General features: G+C 42.2%; 14 protein-coding genes and 1 pseudogene. 9 read left to right on the forward strand and 6 right to left on the reverse strand.

From position 1 onward, the window contains the following. Positions 1 to 552: an NAD(P)H nitroreductase gene (locus tag HRU23_00340; GenBank protein ID NRA52578.1), complete on the forward strand. Its 552-nt coding sequence runs from the start codon at positions 1 to 3 to the stop codon at positions 550 to 552. A 116-nt stretch (positions 553 to 668) separates the two neighbouring features. Here the strand turns inward: HRU23_00340 and asnS are convergent, their stop codons facing one another. Beyond that, complete coding sequence (asnS, locus tag HRU23_00345) at positions 669 to 2,069, reverse strand: asparagine--tRNA ligase (GenBank protein ID NRA52579.1); 1,401 nt, start codon at positions 2,067 to 2,069, stop codon at positions 669 to 671. A 335-nt stretch (positions 2,070 to 2,404) separates the two neighbouring features. Between asnS and HRU23_00350 the strand changes: the two genes are divergently transcribed. After that, positions 2,405 to 2,647: a hypothetical protein gene (locus tag HRU23_00350; protein NRA52580.1), complete on the forward strand. Its 243-nt coding sequence runs from the start codon at positions 2,405 to 2,407 to the stop codon at positions 2,645 to 2,647. Here HRU23_00350 and HRU23_00355 read toward each other — a convergent pair. Then, positions 2,636 to 3,205 carry a CoA pyrophosphatase gene (locus tag HRU23_00355; GenBank protein NRA52581.1) on the reverse strand — a complete coding sequence of 190 codons (570 nt, stop codon included), beginning with the start codon at positions 3,203 to 3,205 and terminating at the stop codon, positions 2,636 to 2,638. The genes HRU23_00350 and HRU23_00355 overlap by 12 nt on opposite strands. A gap of 27 nt (positions 3,206 to 3,232) precedes the next feature. Continuing rightward, positions 3,233 to 4,615, reverse strand: coding sequence for an aminodeoxychorismate synthase component I (gene pabB, locus HRU23_00360; GenBank protein NRA52582.1), 1,383 nt, complete (start codon positions 4,613 to 4,615; stop codon positions 3,233 to 3,235). 124 nt (positions 4,616 to 4,739) lie between these two features. Here pabB and HRU23_00365 point away from each other — a divergent pair, with 124 nt between their 5' ends. The 5 genes from HRU23_00365 to HRU23_00385 all read left to right on the forward strand — a co-directional run bounded on the left by HRU23_00365 (position 4,740) and on the right by HRU23_00385 (position 10,274). After that, on the forward strand, positions 4,740 to 6,251 hold the full coding sequence (locus HRU23_00365; protein NRA52583.1) for a fumarate hydratase: 1,512 nt from the start codon (positions 4,740 to 4,742) through the stop codon (positions 6,249 to 6,251). A gap of 368 nt (positions 6,252 to 6,619) precedes the next feature. After that, entirely contained in the window at positions 6,620 to 7,705 is a 1,086-nt protein-coding gene (locus HRU23_00370; protein NRA52584.1) for a TRAP transporter substrate-binding protein, read from the forward strand. A 125-nt stretch (positions 7,706 to 7,830) separates the two neighbouring features. After that, complete coding sequence (locus HRU23_00375) at positions 7,831 to 8,397, forward strand: TRAP transporter small permease subunit (GenBank protein NRA52585.1); 567 nt, start codon at positions 7,831 to 7,833, stop codon at positions 8,395 to 8,397. Beyond that, complete coding sequence (locus tag HRU23_00380) at positions 8,394 to 9,773, forward strand: TRAP transporter large permease subunit (GenBank protein NRA52586.1); 1,380 nt, start codon at positions 8,394 to 8,396, stop codon at positions 9,771 to 9,773. Before HRU23_00375 ends, HRU23_00380 begins: the two co-directional genes overlap by 4 nt. Positions 9,774 to 9,920: 147 nt before the next feature. After that, entirely contained in the window at positions 9,921 to 10,274 is a 354-nt protein-coding gene (locus tag HRU23_00385) for a hypothetical protein (protein ID NRA52587.1), read from the forward strand. A 112-nt stretch (positions 10,275 to 10,386) separates the two neighbouring features. Here the strand turns inward: HRU23_00385 and HRU23_00390 are convergent, their stop codons facing one another. Together HRU23_00390 and HRU23_00395 are read right to left on the reverse strand one after the other, a co-directional pair. Beyond that, positions 10,387 to 12,411 carry a methyl-accepting chemotaxis protein gene (locus HRU23_00390; protein ID NRA52588.1) on the reverse strand — a complete coding sequence of 675 codons (2,025 nt, stop codon included), beginning with the start codon at positions 12,409 to 12,411 and terminating at the stop codon, positions 10,387 to 10,389. Between the two features lie 234 nt (positions 12,412 to 12,645). Beyond that, positions 12,646 to 13,971 (reverse strand): annotated as a pseudogene (locus tag HRU23_00395) (TRAP transporter large permease subunit). A 257-nt stretch (positions 13,972 to 14,228) separates the two neighbouring features. Here HRU23_00395 and HRU23_00400 point away from each other — a divergent pair. Both HRU23_00400 and HRU23_00405 read left to right on the forward strand, forming a co-directional pair. After that, positions 14,229 to 14,858: an alpha-ketoglutarate-dependent dioxygenase AlkB gene (locus HRU23_00400; protein NRA52589.1), complete on the forward strand. Its 630-nt coding sequence runs from the start codon at positions 14,229 to 14,231 to the stop codon at positions 14,856 to 14,858. A 92-nt stretch (positions 14,859 to 14,950) separates the two neighbouring features. Beyond that, on the forward strand, positions 14,951 to 16,219 hold the full coding sequence (locus tag HRU23_00405) for an MFS transporter (GenBank protein NRA52590.1): 1,269 nt from the start codon (positions 14,951 to 14,953) through the stop codon (positions 16,217 to 16,219). 28 nt (positions 16,220 to 16,247) lie between these two features. On the opposite strand, the gene HRU23_00410 is transcribed toward HRU23_00405, so the two are convergent. Next, on the reverse strand, positions 16,248 to 17,726 hold the full coding sequence (locus tag HRU23_00410; protein ID NRA52591.1) for an NADH-quinone oxidoreductase subunit N: 1,479 nt from the start codon (positions 17,724 to 17,726) through the stop codon (positions 16,248 to 16,250). Positions 17,727 to 17,731 lie beyond the last annotated feature (5 nt).

Consider the following 17,731-nt stretch of genomic DNA (forward strand, 5'->3'; position numbering starts at 1 on the left):
ATGGATGTTGTAGAATTTTTATTAAATCGCCACTCAAGCAGTAAATTAGCAGCGCCAGGGCCTTCAGAACAGCAGATAGACAAACTATTGCAAATTGCTTTGGGCGCACCAGATCATGGTGGTTTGCAACCTTGGCACTTTATTGTGATGACAGGCAACGGCCGTAACAAATTCGGAGATTTACTGGCCGATGCCGCAACAGCGAACGATGTAGCGCCTGCTTTGATTGAAAATGCTCGTAAGGCACCGCTGCGCGCGCCAGTAGTGATTGCAGTCGTTGCTAAATATACTGAACATGACAAAGTACCATGGGTAGAGCAAGTTGGCTCGGCGGCCTGTGCGTTATTCTCAATGCAGCAAGCGGCGCTGGCGATGGGTTTTGGCGGTATTTGGCGCACGGGTTATTTCGCGACGCACGATGTGGTGCGACAAGGATTAGATTTAGCTGATCAAGATGAAATAGTGGGCTTTTTGTATTTAGGCACCGACCAGTGCGAAACGCATCCACATAAAACCGTTGAAGTAGCAGACAAAGTCAGTTATTGGCGTTAGAGTGTGGCGAAGCATTGTACTAATTTGATTAATAGCTTACCTAAATGGCAAAGCTATATAAGCTTCAAGCAATAAAAAGGCGCCCTAAGGCGCCTTTTTAGTGACTAACATACTATTTAGAAGTTAGCACTGCGTGGTGCACGAGGGAATGGGATCACGTCACGGATGTTTTGCACGCCCGTTACATAAGAAACCAAACGCTCAAAACCAAGTCCGAAACCGGCATGAGGTACTGTGCCGTAACGACGAAGGTCGCGGTACCACCACATTTCTTCTGGCTCAATACCCATTTCTTTCATACGAGCATCAAGTACGTCTAAACGTTCTTCACGCTGCGCGCCACCGATGATTTCACCGATACCTGGTGCTAACACGTCCATTGCTGCTACTGTCTTGCCGTCATCATTTAAGCGCATGTAAAATGCTTTGATGTCTTTCGGATAGTTTTGCAAAATAACCGGACCGCCAACATGAACTTCAGCAAGGTAACGCTCGTGCTCAGACTGCAAATCAACGCCCCATTCAACAGGGAACTCAAATTTCTTGCCACAGTTTTTCAATATTTCAATGGCGTCGGTATAATCCATTCGCACGAAATCACGTTCAACCATGTTTTCTAGGCGAGTGATACACTCTTTGTCAACGCGCTGAGAGAAGAACGCCATGTCATCTGGACATTCAGCTAATACAGCCTTGAACACGTACTTAAGCATTTGTTCTGCTAGGTTAGCAGCATCGCTTAAGTCAGCAAAGGCTAACTCAGGCTCAACCATCCAAAATTCAGCTAGATGACGAGTAGTGTGCGAATTCTCTGCGCGGAATGTCGGACCAAAGGTGTAAACCTTGCTTAATGCACAAGCATAAGCTTCAGCATTAAGTTGGCCTGAAACCGTTAAAAAAGTCTCTTTACCGAAGAAATCTTCGTTAAAGTCTACTTTTCCATCTTCGGTGCGTGGAATGTTCTCTAGGTCTAGGGTGCTGACACGGAACATTTCACCTGCGCCTTCGGCATCACTGGCGGTTAAAATCGGAGTGCTTACCCAAAAGTAACCTTGCTCATGATAAAAACGATGAATTGCTTGTGAAAGAGTGTTTCTTACACGTGCAACCGCGCCAATGATGTTGGTGCGTGGGCGCAAATGCGCTACTTCACGTAAATACTCAATGCTGTGACGTTTAGCAGACATTGGATAGGTATCAGGGTCTTCAACAAAACCATAAACTTCAACTTTAGTAGCTTGTAGTTCAAAGGATTGACCTTTACCCATAGATTCAACGACCTTACCAGTGACTTTTACCGAGCAACCGGCAGTCAATGATAAAACATCATTATCATAATTCTCTAGAGTATTCTCGATAACAGCTTGAACAGGATCAAAACAAGATCCGTCATAAATAGCCAGAAAAGAAATACCAGCTTTTGAATCACGGCGGGTTCGAACCCAACCGTTTACAGATGCTATTTCGCCAACGGGAACAGATCCCTTAATTATATCGGCAACAGTCGCCAAACTCATCGATAAATACTCCAAATTTATATTAACTCTGCAATCTTACTTACCTAACACGAATAAACAAGGCTCTGATGCTAAAAAAACGCTAAAGACTGCAATATATATTGATGGAGCACAAAAAAACATCATTCAGTAGCAGCTGACTCACATTATCTGAACTATTGTTAAAGAGTCATATAAGTTTTATCTATTGCTGGCGTCATGAAGACAGCAATAGATTTAAGGAGAGCATTATCAAAACTGCTGACTTTTTTCATTTAATAGTAAGTGGATTAACCATTGTTGGATGGGGAGTACTGTTTTGGGCGCTGTTAGCTTTTGCTGATGCTAAGCCAGAAATGAGTACTATTTTAACTCGGCTCTATCAAATTGAAGTACGTCAATATTGGTTGGTGTTAGTTTACGAGCGATTGATGATTTTATTGTGGTTTTGTGCAGGCACGAGTTTTTTGTGTTTAGGGGTTAACTGGTATTTAAGCTATAAAGAGCAGCATAATTCATGGTTTGCTCAAATGTTATTATTTTTGGTGTCTGGCGTGGCCATTTTAGTGCTAACAATTTGGAAACCATTAATGCAATAAGCGTTTTAATTGTTCTAAAATTGCGGCGGTTATTCCCCAAATTGGTCGGCCATGAGTTGGTTTGAAATATACTGGGTATTGGAGGGAATTTCGGGTGATTTTTAGCGCAAAATGCGTATTGTTGACTAACACTTCCCGTAAAGGTAATTCAAACAATTCGGCCACTTCTGAGGCATTAATATTTGCTTGATAATTATTATCGACAAATGCGATAAAAGGAGTGACATGAAATCCTGTTATGGTGTGATGTGAGGGCAACTGACCAAATACTTTTATTTGTTTGGCGCCAATGCCTATTTCTTCACAGGTTTCCCGTAGTGCGGTGGCTTGTAAATCGCGATCAAAGAGTTCTGACTTACCGCCAGGGAAACTAATCTGACTTGGGTGGTGCCTTAGAAAAGAGGAACGTTTTGTGAGCATGACATAAACATTGCCATGCCGCTCAACTAAAGGGATTAAGACGGCACTAGGGATCAAGTTATTGCCCAAATTTATTTGATTGTGCGTCGGCTCAATTTGTTTCAAATTGAATGACGATAATAATTGGTCTTTGGTCATATTCCCTCTATCGCTTGGCAAACTCGCTTATTCGGTATTGAGGTTAGCTAATACTGGTAATATTTTTGCCACCTTGTCGAAGCATTCTTGATATTCATCGTTGACATCCGAGTCTGCGACAATACCGCCACCGGCCCAGCAGTATATAATATTATTTAAACACAATAAGGTTCGGATAGTAATATTGGTATCCATTTTATTATCGGCGCTGATATAACCAATGGAACCGCAGTATATTGCGCGCCGATGCGGTTCTAGTTCTTCAATGATATTCATTGCGCGGATTTTTGGGGCGCCGGTAATTGAGCCCCCGGGAAATGCGCCACGTAATAAATCGATCACTGTGCGATCGTCCGCCAATTGTGCCTGCACCGTACTGACTAGATGATGAACACCCGGAAAACTTTCGATATTAAATAACTCAGGCACAGTGACACTGCCAGCTTTGGCACATTTACCAATGTCGTTACGTAATAAATCGACAATCATCAAATTTTCAGCTTGGTCTTTTTCACTGCAACGCAATTGTTCGATCAATTGTTGATCGGCTTGTTCATTGGCGCCGCGGGGACGAGTTCCTTTAATTGGTTTTGCTTCTATTTTGCCATCGGCACAGCGAATGAATCGCTCGGGTGAAATGCTTAAAATTGCGCCTTGTTCTAATTTTAAGTAAGCACTAAAGGGCATTTCATTATGCTGGCATAAAGCGAGATAGGCCCCATATTCATCACCTTGATAGTCTGAGTCGAAACGCTGGGTGTAGTTTATTTGATAACAATCACCACTTTTTAAATATTGTTGAATCTTATCAAAGTTGGTTTGGTATTGGCTTTTGTTTATTTGGTGGCGCCATGGCGTGGTTAACGAAAAGATTCTCTGTTGTTTTACATTAACGGGTTGCTGTATTTGCGTCAGTTTTTCTTGATGACACTGGGCATTAGTGCGGCTTACCAGTGAAATACTGTTGTTTAGGCGGTCAAAAATCAAAGCATGGCAATAAATGCCGATAGCCATTTCAGGCAAATCGATATCGCGGGTCGCCAGCGGTGTTAGTTGTTCAAACTGGCGCCCTAAATCATAACTAAAATACCCTAAAGCCCCACCGCTAAAAGGTAATTCGCATGGCAAATTATGGCCAATAACTTCAGCTAACAAGGCTTCCAGTAACGACAGCGGATCGTCATTACTGTGCTTTACAGCTCCGGTGGCCATATAGGTAATCGTTGAAAGTGAATCGGTGGTCGTGAGGGTCGCGGCAGGCTCACTAACAATGATGTCATATCTGCTGTCTACATGATTACTGTTACCTGAGTCTAATAACATGGCCCACGGAGTTTGAGCAAGAGCGGAGAAATATTGGCGCGCGGTTTGGCTTAGTTTTACTGAGCTAACATATAATTTTGTAGACATTTTGACCTTTTAATGACGTTGTGCCTTTTGCTAGTGGCTTGGAACAAATAACAGGGGTATTATAGCCTTAAGAGAATAAGACTGAAACAACCAAAATAGTTTCGCACCATACAGGGGATTTTCAATGACCGTTATCAAAAAGGCCGACTTCGTTGATAGTATCGAAGACGCGCTACAATATATTTCATATTACCATCCAAAAGACTTTATCGATGCGATGGAAAAAGCTTACAACAGCGAGCAAAGTAAAGCGGCAAAAGATGCCATCGCGCAAATTTTAATTAATTCTAGAATGTCAGCCGAAGGCCACCGCCCACTGTGCCAAGATACCGGCATTGTGACCTGTTTTGTGAAAATAGGCATGAATGTGCGCTGGGATTCTGATTTAACCGTTCAAGAAATGGTTGATGAAGGCGTTCGTCGTGCTTATTGCAACCCTGATAATCCGTTGCGGGCTTCTATTGTTGCTGATCCTGCTGGTTCACGTCGCAATACTAAAGACAATACACCTGCTGTCGTTCATATCGACTTAGTTGCAGGTGATCAAGTCGAAGTGATGATTGCGGCCAAGGGCGGCGGTAGCGAAAACAAATCTAAAATGGTGATGCTAAACCCGAGTGATTCAATTGTAGATTGGGTGCTTAAGACTGTGCCGACTATGGGTGCTGGCTGGTGTCCGCCAGGCATGTTAGGCATAGGCATTGGTGGCACTGCTGAAAAAGCAGCGGTAATGGCTAAAGAGTCATTAATGGGCAGTGTTGATATTCAAGATATCATCGACAATGGACCGCAGTCAGGTGAAGAAGAGATGCGACTTGAGCTGTTCGAAAAAGTCAACAAACTTGGCATTGGCGCGCAAGGGCTTGGTGGTATGAACACCGTGCTCGACATTAAAATTATGTCGGCACCAACTCATGCCGCGTCTAAACCTGTTGTGATGATCCCTAATTGTGCGGCAACTCGGCATATCCATTTCCATCTTAATGGGACCGGGCCTGCTGAATTAGTACCGCCAAAGCTTGAAGACTGGCCTGAAATTACCTGGGAAGTCGGCAAAAATGTTCGTCGTGTTAATTTGGATGAAATTGGTAAAGAAGACATCGCACAGTGGAAAACCGGTGAAACTGTATTGCTAAGTGGTAAAATATTAACCGGTCGTGATGCCGCGCATAAGAAGATTCAAGACTTGTTGGCTAGCGGTGAAGGTTTGCCGGCTAATGTCGACTTTAACGGTAAATTTATCTATTACGTTGGTCCGGTTGATGCTGTTCGCGATGAAGTTGTTGGTCCTGCTGGCCCGACGACCGCTACTCGAATGGATAAATTCACCAAAATGATGCTTGAAGAAACGGGTCTGCTTGGCACCATAGGTAAAGCAGAACGTGGCCCTGAAACTGTTCAAGTAATAAAAGACAATAAGTCGGTTTACTTAATGGCAGTTGGTGGTGCGGCTTATTTGGTGTCTAAAGCGATTAAAAAATCTCGTGTTGTCGCCTTCCCTGAATTGGGGATGGAAGCAATTTATGAATTTGAAGTCGAAGATATGCCAGTAACTGTCGCCGTTGATTCAACGGGTGAAAGTGCGCATGTAACAGGCCCAGATACTTGGCGGGTAAAACTGCAAGATCCTGAGTAAATTATTCGTTAAATAGCCATTCAATTATTTGCTACCTATTGAGTAGGTAGCAAATGTCCCCTCATATTTATCCGCGAATTACTGACAAGCTCTAGATTTTTAATTCTATTTGTGCAATATATATTGTCAAGGGATTAAAACCTTACCTCCTAATTTCACTGAACTTTAGTCGTATGTACATTAAAAACTAAAGCTACTATTGTGATGTGTTTTTTATTAAAAAAATGTAGCCTACTTTTTTTGCCAGATTTGGTAATTCAGTGACCAGTTTATTAGTTATCGAAATTGGTATAAGTATGGCATCGATTGTGACTTTACTTGGGCGACCTATGCTCAAATTGAGTTTGCACAACTTTATGGAGATTCAAATGCAGCTGAGAACAATAATTAAAAATATCGCACTAGGAGCCACGTTGGTAAGCACTCTTGCTTTGCCGATGTTGGTTAATGCCGCACCAGCAGAATTTAAATGGAAAATGGTCACTACTTGGCCAAAAAACTTCCCTGGTTTAGGGACCGGAGCCAACGAACTCGCTCAGCTTATTAATGAGATGAGTAATGGCCGTATTGCAGTAAAAGTTTATGGCGCCAAAGAACTTGTTGGCGCGTTGGAAACATTTGATGCGGTATCTCGTGGTACGGCAGAAATGGGTCACGGCGCGGGCTATTACTGGAAAGGTAAAGTTGCTGCAGGTCAGTTCTTTGCGGCTGTACCATTTGGTTTAACAGCACAAGAAATGAATGGCTGGATCTACAGCGGTGGCGGACTTAAGTTATGGCAAGAAGCGTATGAACCTTTCGGCATTATCCCAATGCCAGCGGGTAATACCGGCGTGCAAATGGGTGGTTGGTTTAATAAACAAATTAATAGTGTTGACGATCTTAAAGGGTTGAAAATGCGGATGCCAGGTTTAGGTGGCGAAGTGCTAAAGCGTTTAGGCGGCACGCCAGTCTTATTACCAGGCAGTGAAATTTTCCCAGCGTTACAATCTGGTACTATTGATGCGACAGAATGGGTAGGTCCTTATAATGATATGGCATTTGGTCTGCATAAAGCGGCGAAATACTATTACTACCCTGGGTGGCATGAGACTGGTACTACTTTAGAGGCACTAATAAATAAAAAAGCCTTTGAGAAATTACCAAAAGACTTGCAGTCGATTGTCTTAAACGCGACTAAGGTTGCCAACGCTAACATGCTGGCTGAATTCACCAGCCGTAATAATGCAGCACTAGAACGTTTGGTTAACGATCACGGGGTTAAATTGTTGCCATATCCGAAAGAAGTGTTGGCTAAAATTAAAACCGTATCAGCGGATGTTGTAGCACAAGAAGCCGCAAAAGATCCAATGAGCCAAAAAGTATATGAGTCATACAAAGCATACAGAGAGCAAGCGATTAAATGGCATGCTGTGTCAGAGCAAGCTTACTTAAATGCGAGAAATCCGCAGTAACATGACACTTTAAATAGATTATTTTTCATTAAGTCCCATTATGACCTTGTTCAATAATGGGCGTTTAAAAATGTAGAGCCATCGATCGATGGTTCTACCACTAAGAAAAAGATAGAGATTTACCTATGGATGTTCCTTCTCCCCAATTATTGGCTTTGATTAAAGCCATCAATCGTTTTAGTGACCTCGTTGGTCGCTTCATATCTTGGTTTGTTCTCGCTATCGTTTTAATTACCTTCGTGGTAGTGGTGATGCGTTATGCTTTAAATACTGGTTCAGTATTTATGCAAGAATCAATCACTTATTTTCATAATTACGTCATTATGCTCGGGGCCGGTTATGCCTTGCTCAAAGGGGCGCATGTCCGAGTTGACATCTTTTATCGTCCGGCCAGCGTTCGCAAAAAAGCCATTATCGATTTGTGTGGTTATTGGCTATTGTTATTACCAACTTGTGTCTTTATTTTTTATATCTCATGGCCTTATGTTGCTATGTCGTGGAATATTCTTGAAGGTTCACAAGAGGCTGGCGGGGTAGATGCCCGTTATATTTTTAAAACAACCATATTATTAATGCCAGCGTTGATGATTATGCAGGGTTTTGCCCAAATGTTGAGTGCGATATTAATACTCGCTGGTTTTGAGAAAGAGGTTGCAGCATTAACTGAGCCTGCAGAGGAGCTTGGATTATGATTGAACTGTTACCACTATTTTTATTTGGTTTTGTATTTATTATCTTGCTTATTGGTTATCCAGTTGCTTTTGCACTGGCAGGTTCAGCGTTATTTTTCGCTTTAATTGGCTATGTTACTGGTACTTTTGATTCGGTGTTTTTAGAGGCTATTCCTAATAGGATTCAAGGAATTTTAGCCAATGAATTATTGATTGCGATCCCGTTGTTTGTTTTTATGGGCGTGATGTTAGAAAAGTCTAAAATTGCCGAAGAACTGCTTGATACCATGGGACAAATCTTTGGTTCTAAACCTGGCGGTTTGGGCTTTTCTGTGTTGATAGTTGGCATGTTATTAGCGGCCAGTACCGGCATTGTTGGCGCGACGGTTGTGACCATGGGATTGTTGGCTTTGCCAACCATGTTACGCCGAGGTTATTCGCCTGAAGTTGCTACTGGGGTTATTTGTGCCTCGGGAACCTTAGGTCAAATTATTCCGCCATCAATTGTTTTGGTCTTGCTGGGTGATGTTATTTCATCGGCTTACCAACAAGCGCAGTTAGATCAGGGTATTTTTGCGCCAGAGAGCGTGACTGTTGGTGATTTATTCTTAGGAGCCTTAATTCCGGGAATGTTATTGGTTAGTCTATATGCGCTTTATATTGGTATTGTAGCTGTGATTTCGCCACATAAAGTACCGCCAATTCCTGAAGATGAGCGGATGGTTAGCAAAGAACTACTGACGCAAGTGATGAAGGTGTTAGTTCCACCTATTTCATTGATTATATTAGTTTTGGGCTCAATTCTTGGTGGCATTGCAACGCCGACCGAAGCCGCTTCTGTTGGTTCGATTGGCGCGATCATTTTGGCGAAATTTAAGAAAACGCTTAACCTTAAAGTGTTGCGCTCGGTGATGCAAAGCACCACAGAAGTAACAGCGATGGTCTTTATGATCTTAATTGGCGCATCAATATTCTCGCTGGTATTTCGTGGTTTTGGTGGTGATGATCTCATCAGAGATTTCTTGGTTAACTTGCCCGGTGGCGTTTTTGGCGCAGTCTTGTTAGTCATGGTCGTGATGTTCTTACTGGGCTTCTTCCTGGATTTTATCGAGATTACTTTTGTGGTTATTCCAATCGTAGCACCGATATTATTAACCATGGGCTTAGACCCTGTGTGGCTTGGCATAATGATTGCGCTTAACCTCCAGACGTCATTTTTAACGCCGCCGTTTGGTTTCTCCTTATTTTACTTGCGGGGAGTGGCGCCAGACTCCGTCTCAACCATGCAAATATATAAAGGAGTTGTCCCCTTTATTGGTATTCAGTTGTTGGTGATTAGCATGTTGGCTTACTGGCCAGCAATGGCGACATGGTTACCGCAATTGGTTTATGGTTAAACATTAACTCTCACAAATAAAAAACATTAGGCCCGTTTCGCTCGAAACGGGCCTTTTTGTTGTTCAGCAATCCAGACATTAACTTGTGGTTCATCTTAAGTGGCTAAACTCTAACATCTTAATTAAATTCGGTTGACGGAGCTAACGATGAAAAAAATAGCATTGATATTATTTGGGATAAGTGTTTTGGCCGCTTGTGGCAATGAGCCAGCACAAAAGGTGGCAAAACCAACAGCATCAGAAGCAGAGCAACAAGCAAAGCAAGCAACTGATAAGAAAATTACGGCTAATCTAGAGCAAGCCAAAGCAAGTGCGAGCGAGTCGATGGCTGCGGCTAAAGAGGCTGCCGTTAAGTCAGCAGAGGCGGCTAAATTAAAATCAGAGCAGGTATATGAGGATGCAAAAAATAAAGCAGCTGACTTATTAGAGCAGACCAAAGCACAGGCGGCAGCCAAGAAAGACAGTTTAATCGACCAAGCAACTCAAAAGCTCGCTCAATAATACCCATTTGATTATAAATTGCTTTAGAGACCGCTGAAAACTAAAAGAGATCTAGGGCTATAACGCCACTAGATCTCTTTTAGTTTTCAGGTACTCAGGTTAGCTAGATAATCTATCGATTAATCATCAATTGCAAATCTTTGGCTCTACTTGAAGAGTTATTACTGACACCTTGCGCCATTGCAACCACTTCATTAATACTTTCACCAATTTTCATTGATACCGACGAAGCTTGGTCAGTATTGCCAGCAATTTCGTCTGTGACCACCGATTGTTGTTTCGATGTGGTCGCGATAGTTTCGACCTTAATTGCAACATCTTTTGCGCGTTCAATTATCTGGTTTAAAATATCTGAAACTTTATTCGAAATATCAATTCCTTCGGCGACTTTTTCACGGCCAACCCCCATACTGTTAACTGCAACTGCAGTATCGTTTCGCATCGATTCAATGGCTTTTTCTACATCTGTTGTGGCATCTGTTGTTCTGCTGGCTAACTGTCGTACTTCATCGGCAACAACCGCAAAACCACGACCTTGCTCGCCAGCACGTGCTGCCTCAATTGCAGCATTTAACGCTAATAAATTTGTTTGTTCGGCAATGCCACGAATAACTCCTAAAATATCTTCAATTTGTTTGCTTTGTTGGCTTAGAGATTCAATGGAATTGGCACTCGTATTAAAGGCTTCGCTAATTTCTGACATTTGACCTAATGAACTGTGAACTAACTGGCCACCTTGTTCGGCAATATCGACTGAATCCTTAGCGCTGCCACTGGCAGCAACACTGTAGTTTGACACCTCTGAAGCCGAGGCCGAAAGCTCTTCTATCGCTGAGGCTATCAAACTCATTTGCTCGGTTTGCATGGTAATATTGGTCGACATATCAGAGTTTGCGGTATAAATATTATTGGCTTCTATCGAAACATCTTTCATCGAGTCAGCCGTCGATCTTAGCGTTTCTCGTAATGATTGACTCATACTGTTGACTGCCACAGTCAGCTCGGCCAGTTCGTCTTGGCCTTTTACTTCCAATTGCGGGCTTGATAAATTATTGGCCGCAATATCTTGTGATTTCTTCAAAATAGGTTGCAGGCGTTGTAATAAGTCATTGCTAAAGCCAAATGCCATCAAGAATGAAATAACCAATGAAGCTAATGCGCTAATCACTAGGATTGAAATTTGATTTTGGGTCGCGTTATTTAACGTATTAACGTCACTTTTTAGTAACTTAGCTTGTGACGCCGCCATTTGTGATAAATAGGATAAAGCCGCTTTAGCACGTGGTGCCGCCGTTGTACCTAACAAGTAATTAGCCTTATTCCAGTCATCGGCCGCACGTAAATCAAACATCTTTTTTGGTAAATTTGAAAATTCGGTACGAACCGATTGATAGTCATCCCAATGCTGACGTTGTGACTGCGAGAATAAATGCTGATAGCTGTTGTTAATCGTGGTTAATCTTTGTTGGTTTAGTTGCCATTTATCATTGAATTTTTTCTTAAATTGAGCATCACCAGAAAGTAGGTAGGCACGGATGTTGGCTAACGCAATGGCAAATGAACCACGAGAATCTGCTAATAACTTTAACAAAGTTTTTCGTTCTACTGTTGCCGCTAAGCTTGATTCGGTATTTATTATATTGGTTAACGCGGCCAAAATTTTACCAGCGCGCGGCGCTGCATCAGATAATAACAGTTGATATGACGGGATATTCTCAGGCGTTTGCGCAATGTTTTCTACTTGCTCTTGCGCCAGTTTAAATGCTGAGAGTTCCTGTTTTAAGCTGGTTAATATTTCAATGTTTTTTGGTACTGTCCAATTGGAAGACACCTGATCAAAAGTCTCAATGCTCTTGTCTATTGTTACCCAAGCATCGTTACGCTGTTTTTTTAGGATTGCCGATTTGACTGGATCGGCGCCTAAGATCATATACCCGCGTAATGCCGCTAATGAGTAGTTAATACCATTGTTGATATCTTTACCGGCATTGACGGTTTTGACCCGCAAGTTAAGCACACGGTTTTGTACTTGTTCTGCCTGAGATAGGTAATAGTAATTTGTGGCACTGCCAATGATTAACACTAAGAATATAGTGCCAAATGCAATTGCCAGCTTTCCTCGAATGGACTTAGTCATAAACATTCCCTGTTCATTAGCTTTAGATTGTAGATTCGTTGCAATAGATCTTATAAATAATAACAACAAAAAAGTGCGGATAACGAAAATATGGTTTTATATCGATAATTAGTAATAAAATATTACTACGCTTTGCTGTAAAAACAAGCGTTTTATTGAAATTACAAGATTGTGATAAGAAGCCTACTGCTGGAAAACTTTAATTGTGCCCAGCAGTAAAGACTTACGGATTTGCTACAAGACTAAAGCAGCAATGGTGCCAAAAATAATTAGCGGTATATTGTAATGAACAAAAGTCGGAACAACTGAATCCCAAATATGATCATGTTGGCCATCGGCATTGAGTCCTGAAGTTGGACCTAACGTCGAATCTGACGCAGGAGAACCGGCATCACCAAGCGCAGCAGCCGTACCTACTAATGCCGCCGTTGCCAGCGGAGAAAAACCAAAACTCAGCGCCATTGGCACGAAGATTGAGGCGATAATTGGTATGGTCGAGAAAGACGAACCAATGCCCATGGTGATTAATAGACCGGTAGTTAACATTAATAATGCAGCGACAAGTTTATTATCGCCAATGCCACTAGATACGCTATTGACTAAAGACTCAATCGCATTCGTAGCTTTCATCACTTCGGCAAAACCAGCGGCAGAAATCATAATAAAGCCAATAGTGCCCATCATTAATACACCGCGAGTAAATATGTCCTGTGATTCAGATACTTTAAATACCCCACCCAGCGCAAAGATACTAATACCAATAATTGAACCGATTATAATAGAACCAGAGTATAACTGGGCTGCTAATGCAGCCACAATAGCGACCAAGGCAACGAATAAATAGCGTGTTTCTAAGCCATCAACCAATAACTTGTGAGATGAATTCTCTTTGGTCTCTTGATAGATTCGTGGTTTTCTATATCTGACGAATATAGCGAAAAGCAAAACCTAAAACATGCCACCTACAGGTATAGACATCACCATTGGTAAGTCAGATGGGTCAATGGTCAAACCGTTACTGGTGAGGTTTTTAAGTAGCAAGTCGTTAAGAAAGACATGACCAAAACCGACTGGCAATAACATATAAGTTGCGGTCAGACCAAAGGTCAAAACGCAAGCGATTAAACGGCGGTCAAGTTTTAACTGATTGGTTGCTTTTAGCAAGGGTGGGATCAAAATTGGAATAAAGGCGATATGCACCGGCACTAAATTCTGCGAACTGATGGCCGCAAATAATACCGCACTAAGTAGAATCGACTTTAGAAAAATCACATTATGTTGGCCATTTTTATTATCAACTTTGGCAATGATTTTACTGGCTAGTAAATCAGTGATGCCCGAGCGTGATATCGCAACAGCAAAAGCGCCAAGCAGCGCATAATTAAGGGCGATTGAGGCACCACCACCAAGACCATTGTTGAAAACATTAATGGTCTCCAACACAGTCATACCACCAACAACACCACCAACCAGGGCACTAATGATCAGTGAAAAAACCACGTTAACTCGGCATAATGACAAAACTAACATCAATATAACCGCAACGACTACAGCGTTCATTTAAAAACCTTTTATTAAAGCTATGAGATAAGGCCGCGCATAATATATTTATTTGCCGGTGTTAGCGAGTACAAGGCCCAGTATTTGTTAACTGGGGGAGTTTTAAGTGACCGAATGTTTTATTAATATACACTTGGTTAGGAGCCACTTATAATTAGTGGATCGTGCAATACTGTTTTGTAGTAAATTTTAGGATTGTTATAAATAGAGTATGGTTCTAAATAGAGTGTTCAGCCGTAATGTAGTGGGTAGCAATGATAAAACAGTCCAGGATTGATTTTGATTTAAGCGATCGTGATAATAAAATTGTCATGCCACCGTTACCACCGATCAAAATTGTCAGAAATTACCTTAATCAAGCGCAACAAAAAGCGTTACTGCACGAGGCATTGTTGTACCCATTTGAGCGACCGAGCATCGTTGTATTTGGCAAGTCGGTGACTATTCCTCGCAGCCAAGTATGGTTTGGTGATGCCGGTTGTGATTATTGCTTTTCATCCTTATTAATTACAGCGCAGTCATGGCCACATTATGCCAATAAATTACGGTTTAAATTAGCCCGCGATTTTGGCGAGGTGGCCAATGGAGTATTAGTTAATCACTATGAAAATGGTCAGCAAAGTGTTGGTTGGCATAGCGATAATGAACCTGAAATTGTCGCCAACTCATTGATTCTTTCGATCAGCTTGGGCGCAAGCCGAGACTTTGTATTACGCCATAATGAAAGTCAACATAAGGTCAAACTCGAGCTAAACAGCGGCGACTTGTTGGTAATGAGCCCACCGATGCAGCAACAATGGCAGCATTGTTTGCCAAAACGTACGCAAGTATCAGAGCCGCGAATTAATTTTACATTTAGGCATTTAATCAAAGACTTTCATAAATAACCGACTTTTCTGTATTTGTTGTATTAAGAATTACTCTTGGTAGGTTAGGATAGCTTACTTTATTTTAGTCTTTTCTCTTTTGGTGCCCGAACATGCCTGTAACCCTAGTTGTGACGTTGTCAGTCTTATGTATTACCGCCTTATTTGGCCGCTACTTGGTCAAATTGCCAAAGAATGTTTGGTTATTATTTGTAGCGCAACCATTGGCGATGTCAGCATCTTCAATGATGGTATTAGCCGGTGGTTTATTAGCAACCAAAATCGCACCAAGCCCTGATTTTGCCACTTTACCTTTAACAATATTAATTGCGGGCATTGCATTAGCGGTTTTTCCTGCTGCAGCCTTAATGAAACGTTTAGGTCGCCGGGTCGGCACCATGATTGGCCTGAGTTTAGGAGTGCTTGGCGCTCTGCTGGCAATGCAGGCGGCGATTGATAGCATTTTTCTACTGCTGAACGTCGGCGCAGGTTTGCTCGGAGCTAGTATTGCCTTTGTTGCGCAAATGCGCTTTGCTGCGATCGAAAGTCTAGCGAGTCCTGATGACTCGCCCAAGGCTATTTCAGTGTTGATGGTTGCCGGTATTTTTGCGGCAATTCTTGGGCCTGAAGTCGCAGTTTATGGTAAGTCATTAATTGAGTCACCGCATGGATACGCAGGTTCATTTTTAGGTTTAGCTTGCTTATTTATAATATCAATTGTGGTGATTTCACAGCTCGATCCAATTGAAGTCGTTAGTCAAACTAAATTAGTCCCGGCCCGTTCAACGGTTGAAATTATCCGTCAGCCTATTTTTATAATTGCGGTATCGGCAGCAGCGCTTGGTTTTTCGGTGATGAGTTATGTCATGACCGCGACCCCGCTTAGCATGAATGTTATTGATCAATTGTCATTAGAGTCGACTAAATGGGTGATCCAAAGCCATATTGCTGCGATGTATCTACCCTCGTTTTTATCGGTGTTTTTGATTAGAATTTTGGGCCTTGGCAAGTTGATGTTATGCGGCGGTTTACTGTTTTTAGCGGTGTTGGTCGTTGCGTTATCAGGTCAGCAGATCATCCATTACTGGTGGGCAATGGTATTATTGGGTATTGGCTGGAATTTTCTTTATACCAGCGGCACCTTGTTATTACCGCAAACTTATGGCGCTGGCGAACGTTTTAAGGTTCAAGCAATCAACGATTTCACGGTTTTTTTCTGTCAGGCCGCTGGTTCATTATTAGCTGGCGTTATCTTATTTAATTTTGGTTGGCATCCGTTAATCTGGCTTACCGTGCCGATGATGGTCGCTATCTTTGTTATTAGTAGCTATTACCTCAAACTTGCCCCGGTAACTGATACTGGACAGAACCCTGCCAGCTAGCCAATTATCTAGATCGTTAGTTAGCTAATTAGCCTGTAAAGAGCCCTGACAAGAGTGCGGTGACCGGCCCAGGATAAAAACCAAATCCAAGCACTAGGGTGATAATTACACCATATAATAGCACCGAACCAAGGTCGACATTGCTATTGGCCTTGTGCTTTAAGCTTGTCTTGACGCTTGTTTTATTGCCTGTCTTGTTGCTTGGTTTGCTCAGGCTGATAATTAAATTAAAGTAATAAAACAAACTAATGATACTGCCTAAGCAAAGAGTGGTTAGCAAATACCATTGCTGATTATTAATGCTGGTTAATACCAAATACAATTTTGCGACAAAACCAAAGGTTAATGGGATGCCTGCCAGCGATAAGATAAGTACAATTAAGGTGATCGCTCTACAGGGCTGTTGCCACAGCAGCCCCTGTAATTTCAGCACGGTATCTTGCTCTGGACTTTGCATTAAAACAGTGAAAATAGCCGTTAGCGCCAACAGATAAGCGCTGAGATAGATAATCATCACTTGTTGTGATGTTAGTAGCATATTTACACTGTTGTTTGAGTTTAAATTGATTAAAATCAATAAGTAACCGAAATGTGCAATTGATGAATAAGCGAGCAGCCTAAAAATGTTTTGCTGTCTTAAGGCCAATATATTGCCAATTAACATTGAAACCATCGCAACTAGCAACATGATATCGCTGATCGCCGCAATTTCTAACCATTGGTTAGCCACAAATAGTCGCAGCAATACCACAAACATTGCCAATTTAGGCAAGGTACTGATTAAGGCTGCAACTGGTGGCGGGGCTCCTTGCACCAAATCAGCAAACCACAAATGACAAGGCACCACAGATAATTTAAACAAAGCGCCGACTAAAATAAAAATTATCGCCAGATTCACTAACCACGGATTCAGCAAGCCCGTTTTGTTGGCTGTTAAGCTGGTCAAACTCAAGCTGGCCAAATTTAAACTGCCGAGGTCGATATACAGTAGCGCAAAGCCAAGCAGAATGGTCGCCGAGGCTATCGCTGATAAAATAAGATACTTTATTGCCGCTTCCGTCACTAAATGCTGCCGCTCGCTAACCGGTGGTTGAAAGGCGATTAAACCAATTAAGGACAGACTCAGTAGTTCAAGACCCAGCAATAATAATGCAAAATGATTTGCCGCAATCATTACTAAGCAACCAATAGTTAACCACAGCAGCAGCAGATAAAATACGGCGGGCGAGCGGCTGTGTAAATGGAGCCAAGGTTTGAGAGCAAGCCAGATCATTAATACGATCAGCAGGGCCAATTGTGATAGCGCAATGGTTAGGGCATCAAAGGTTAATAAGCCGACTTCTAGACTTGGAGTTAGCCATGCTTGCGTCTGCACAGCCAATGCGGCGATTAAGGCGCTGCCCGTCAACCAATGACTCCAATAGTGAGCGAAGCGAGTGGTCGCGAGAAAAACCAGCAGCACTGAAGCAATGATAAGAATCGTTATTGCAGCGAGTTCAATCGTCATAGCTT

The sequence above is a fragment of the Gammaproteobacteria bacterium genome, from assembly GCA_013214945.1.
Lineage (GTDB): Bacteria > Pseudomonadota > Gammaproteobacteria > Enterobacterales > Psychrobiaceae > Psychrobium.

Excerpts from the sequence above, each read along its gene's own strand:
- HRU23_00340 (NRA52578.1), top strand. The coding sequence starts at position 1 with ATGGATGTTGTAGAATTTTTATTAAATCGCCACTCAAGCAGTAAATTA.
- asnS (NRA52579.1), bottom strand. The coding sequence starts at position 2,069 with ATGAGTTTGGCGACTGTTGCCGATATAATTAAGGGATCTGTTCCCGTT.
- HRU23_00350 (NRA52580.1), top strand. The coding sequence starts at position 2,405 with ATGAGTACTATTTTAACTCGGCTCTATCAAATTGAAGTACGTCAATAT.
- HRU23_00355 (NRA52581.1), bottom strand. The coding sequence starts at position 3,205 with ATGACCAAAGACCAATTATTATCGTCATTCAATTTGAAACAAATTGAG.
- pabB (NRA52582.1), bottom strand. The coding sequence starts at position 4,615 with ATGTCTACAAAATTATATGTTAGCTCAGTAAAACTAAGCCAAACCGCG.
- HRU23_00365 (NRA52583.1), top strand. The coding sequence starts at position 4,740 with ATGACCGTTATCAAAAAGGCCGACTTCGTTGATAGTATCGAAGACGCG.
- HRU23_00370 (NRA52584.1), top strand. The coding sequence starts at position 6,620 with ATGCAGCTGAGAACAATAATTAAAAATATCGCACTAGGAGCCACGTTG.
- HRU23_00375 (NRA52585.1), top strand. The coding sequence starts at position 7,831 with ATGGATGTTCCTTCTCCCCAATTATTGGCTTTGATTAAAGCCATCAAT.
- HRU23_00380 (NRA52586.1), top strand. The coding sequence starts at position 8,394 with ATGATTGAACTGTTACCACTATTTTTATTTGGTTTTGTATTTATTATC.
- HRU23_00385 (NRA52587.1), top strand. The coding sequence starts at position 9,921 with ATGAAAAAAATAGCATTGATATTATTTGGGATAAGTGTTTTGGCCGCT.
- HRU23_00390 (NRA52588.1), bottom strand. The coding sequence starts at position 12,411 with ATGACTAAGTCCATTCGAGGAAAGCTGGCAATTGCATTTGGCACTATA.
- HRU23_00405 (NRA52590.1), top strand. The coding sequence starts at position 14,951 with ATGCCTGTAACCCTAGTTGTGACGTTGTCAGTCTTATGTATTACCGCC.
- HRU23_00410 (NRA52591.1), bottom strand. The coding sequence starts at position 17,726 with ATGACGATTGAACTCGCTGCAATAACGATTCTTATCATTGCTTCAGTG.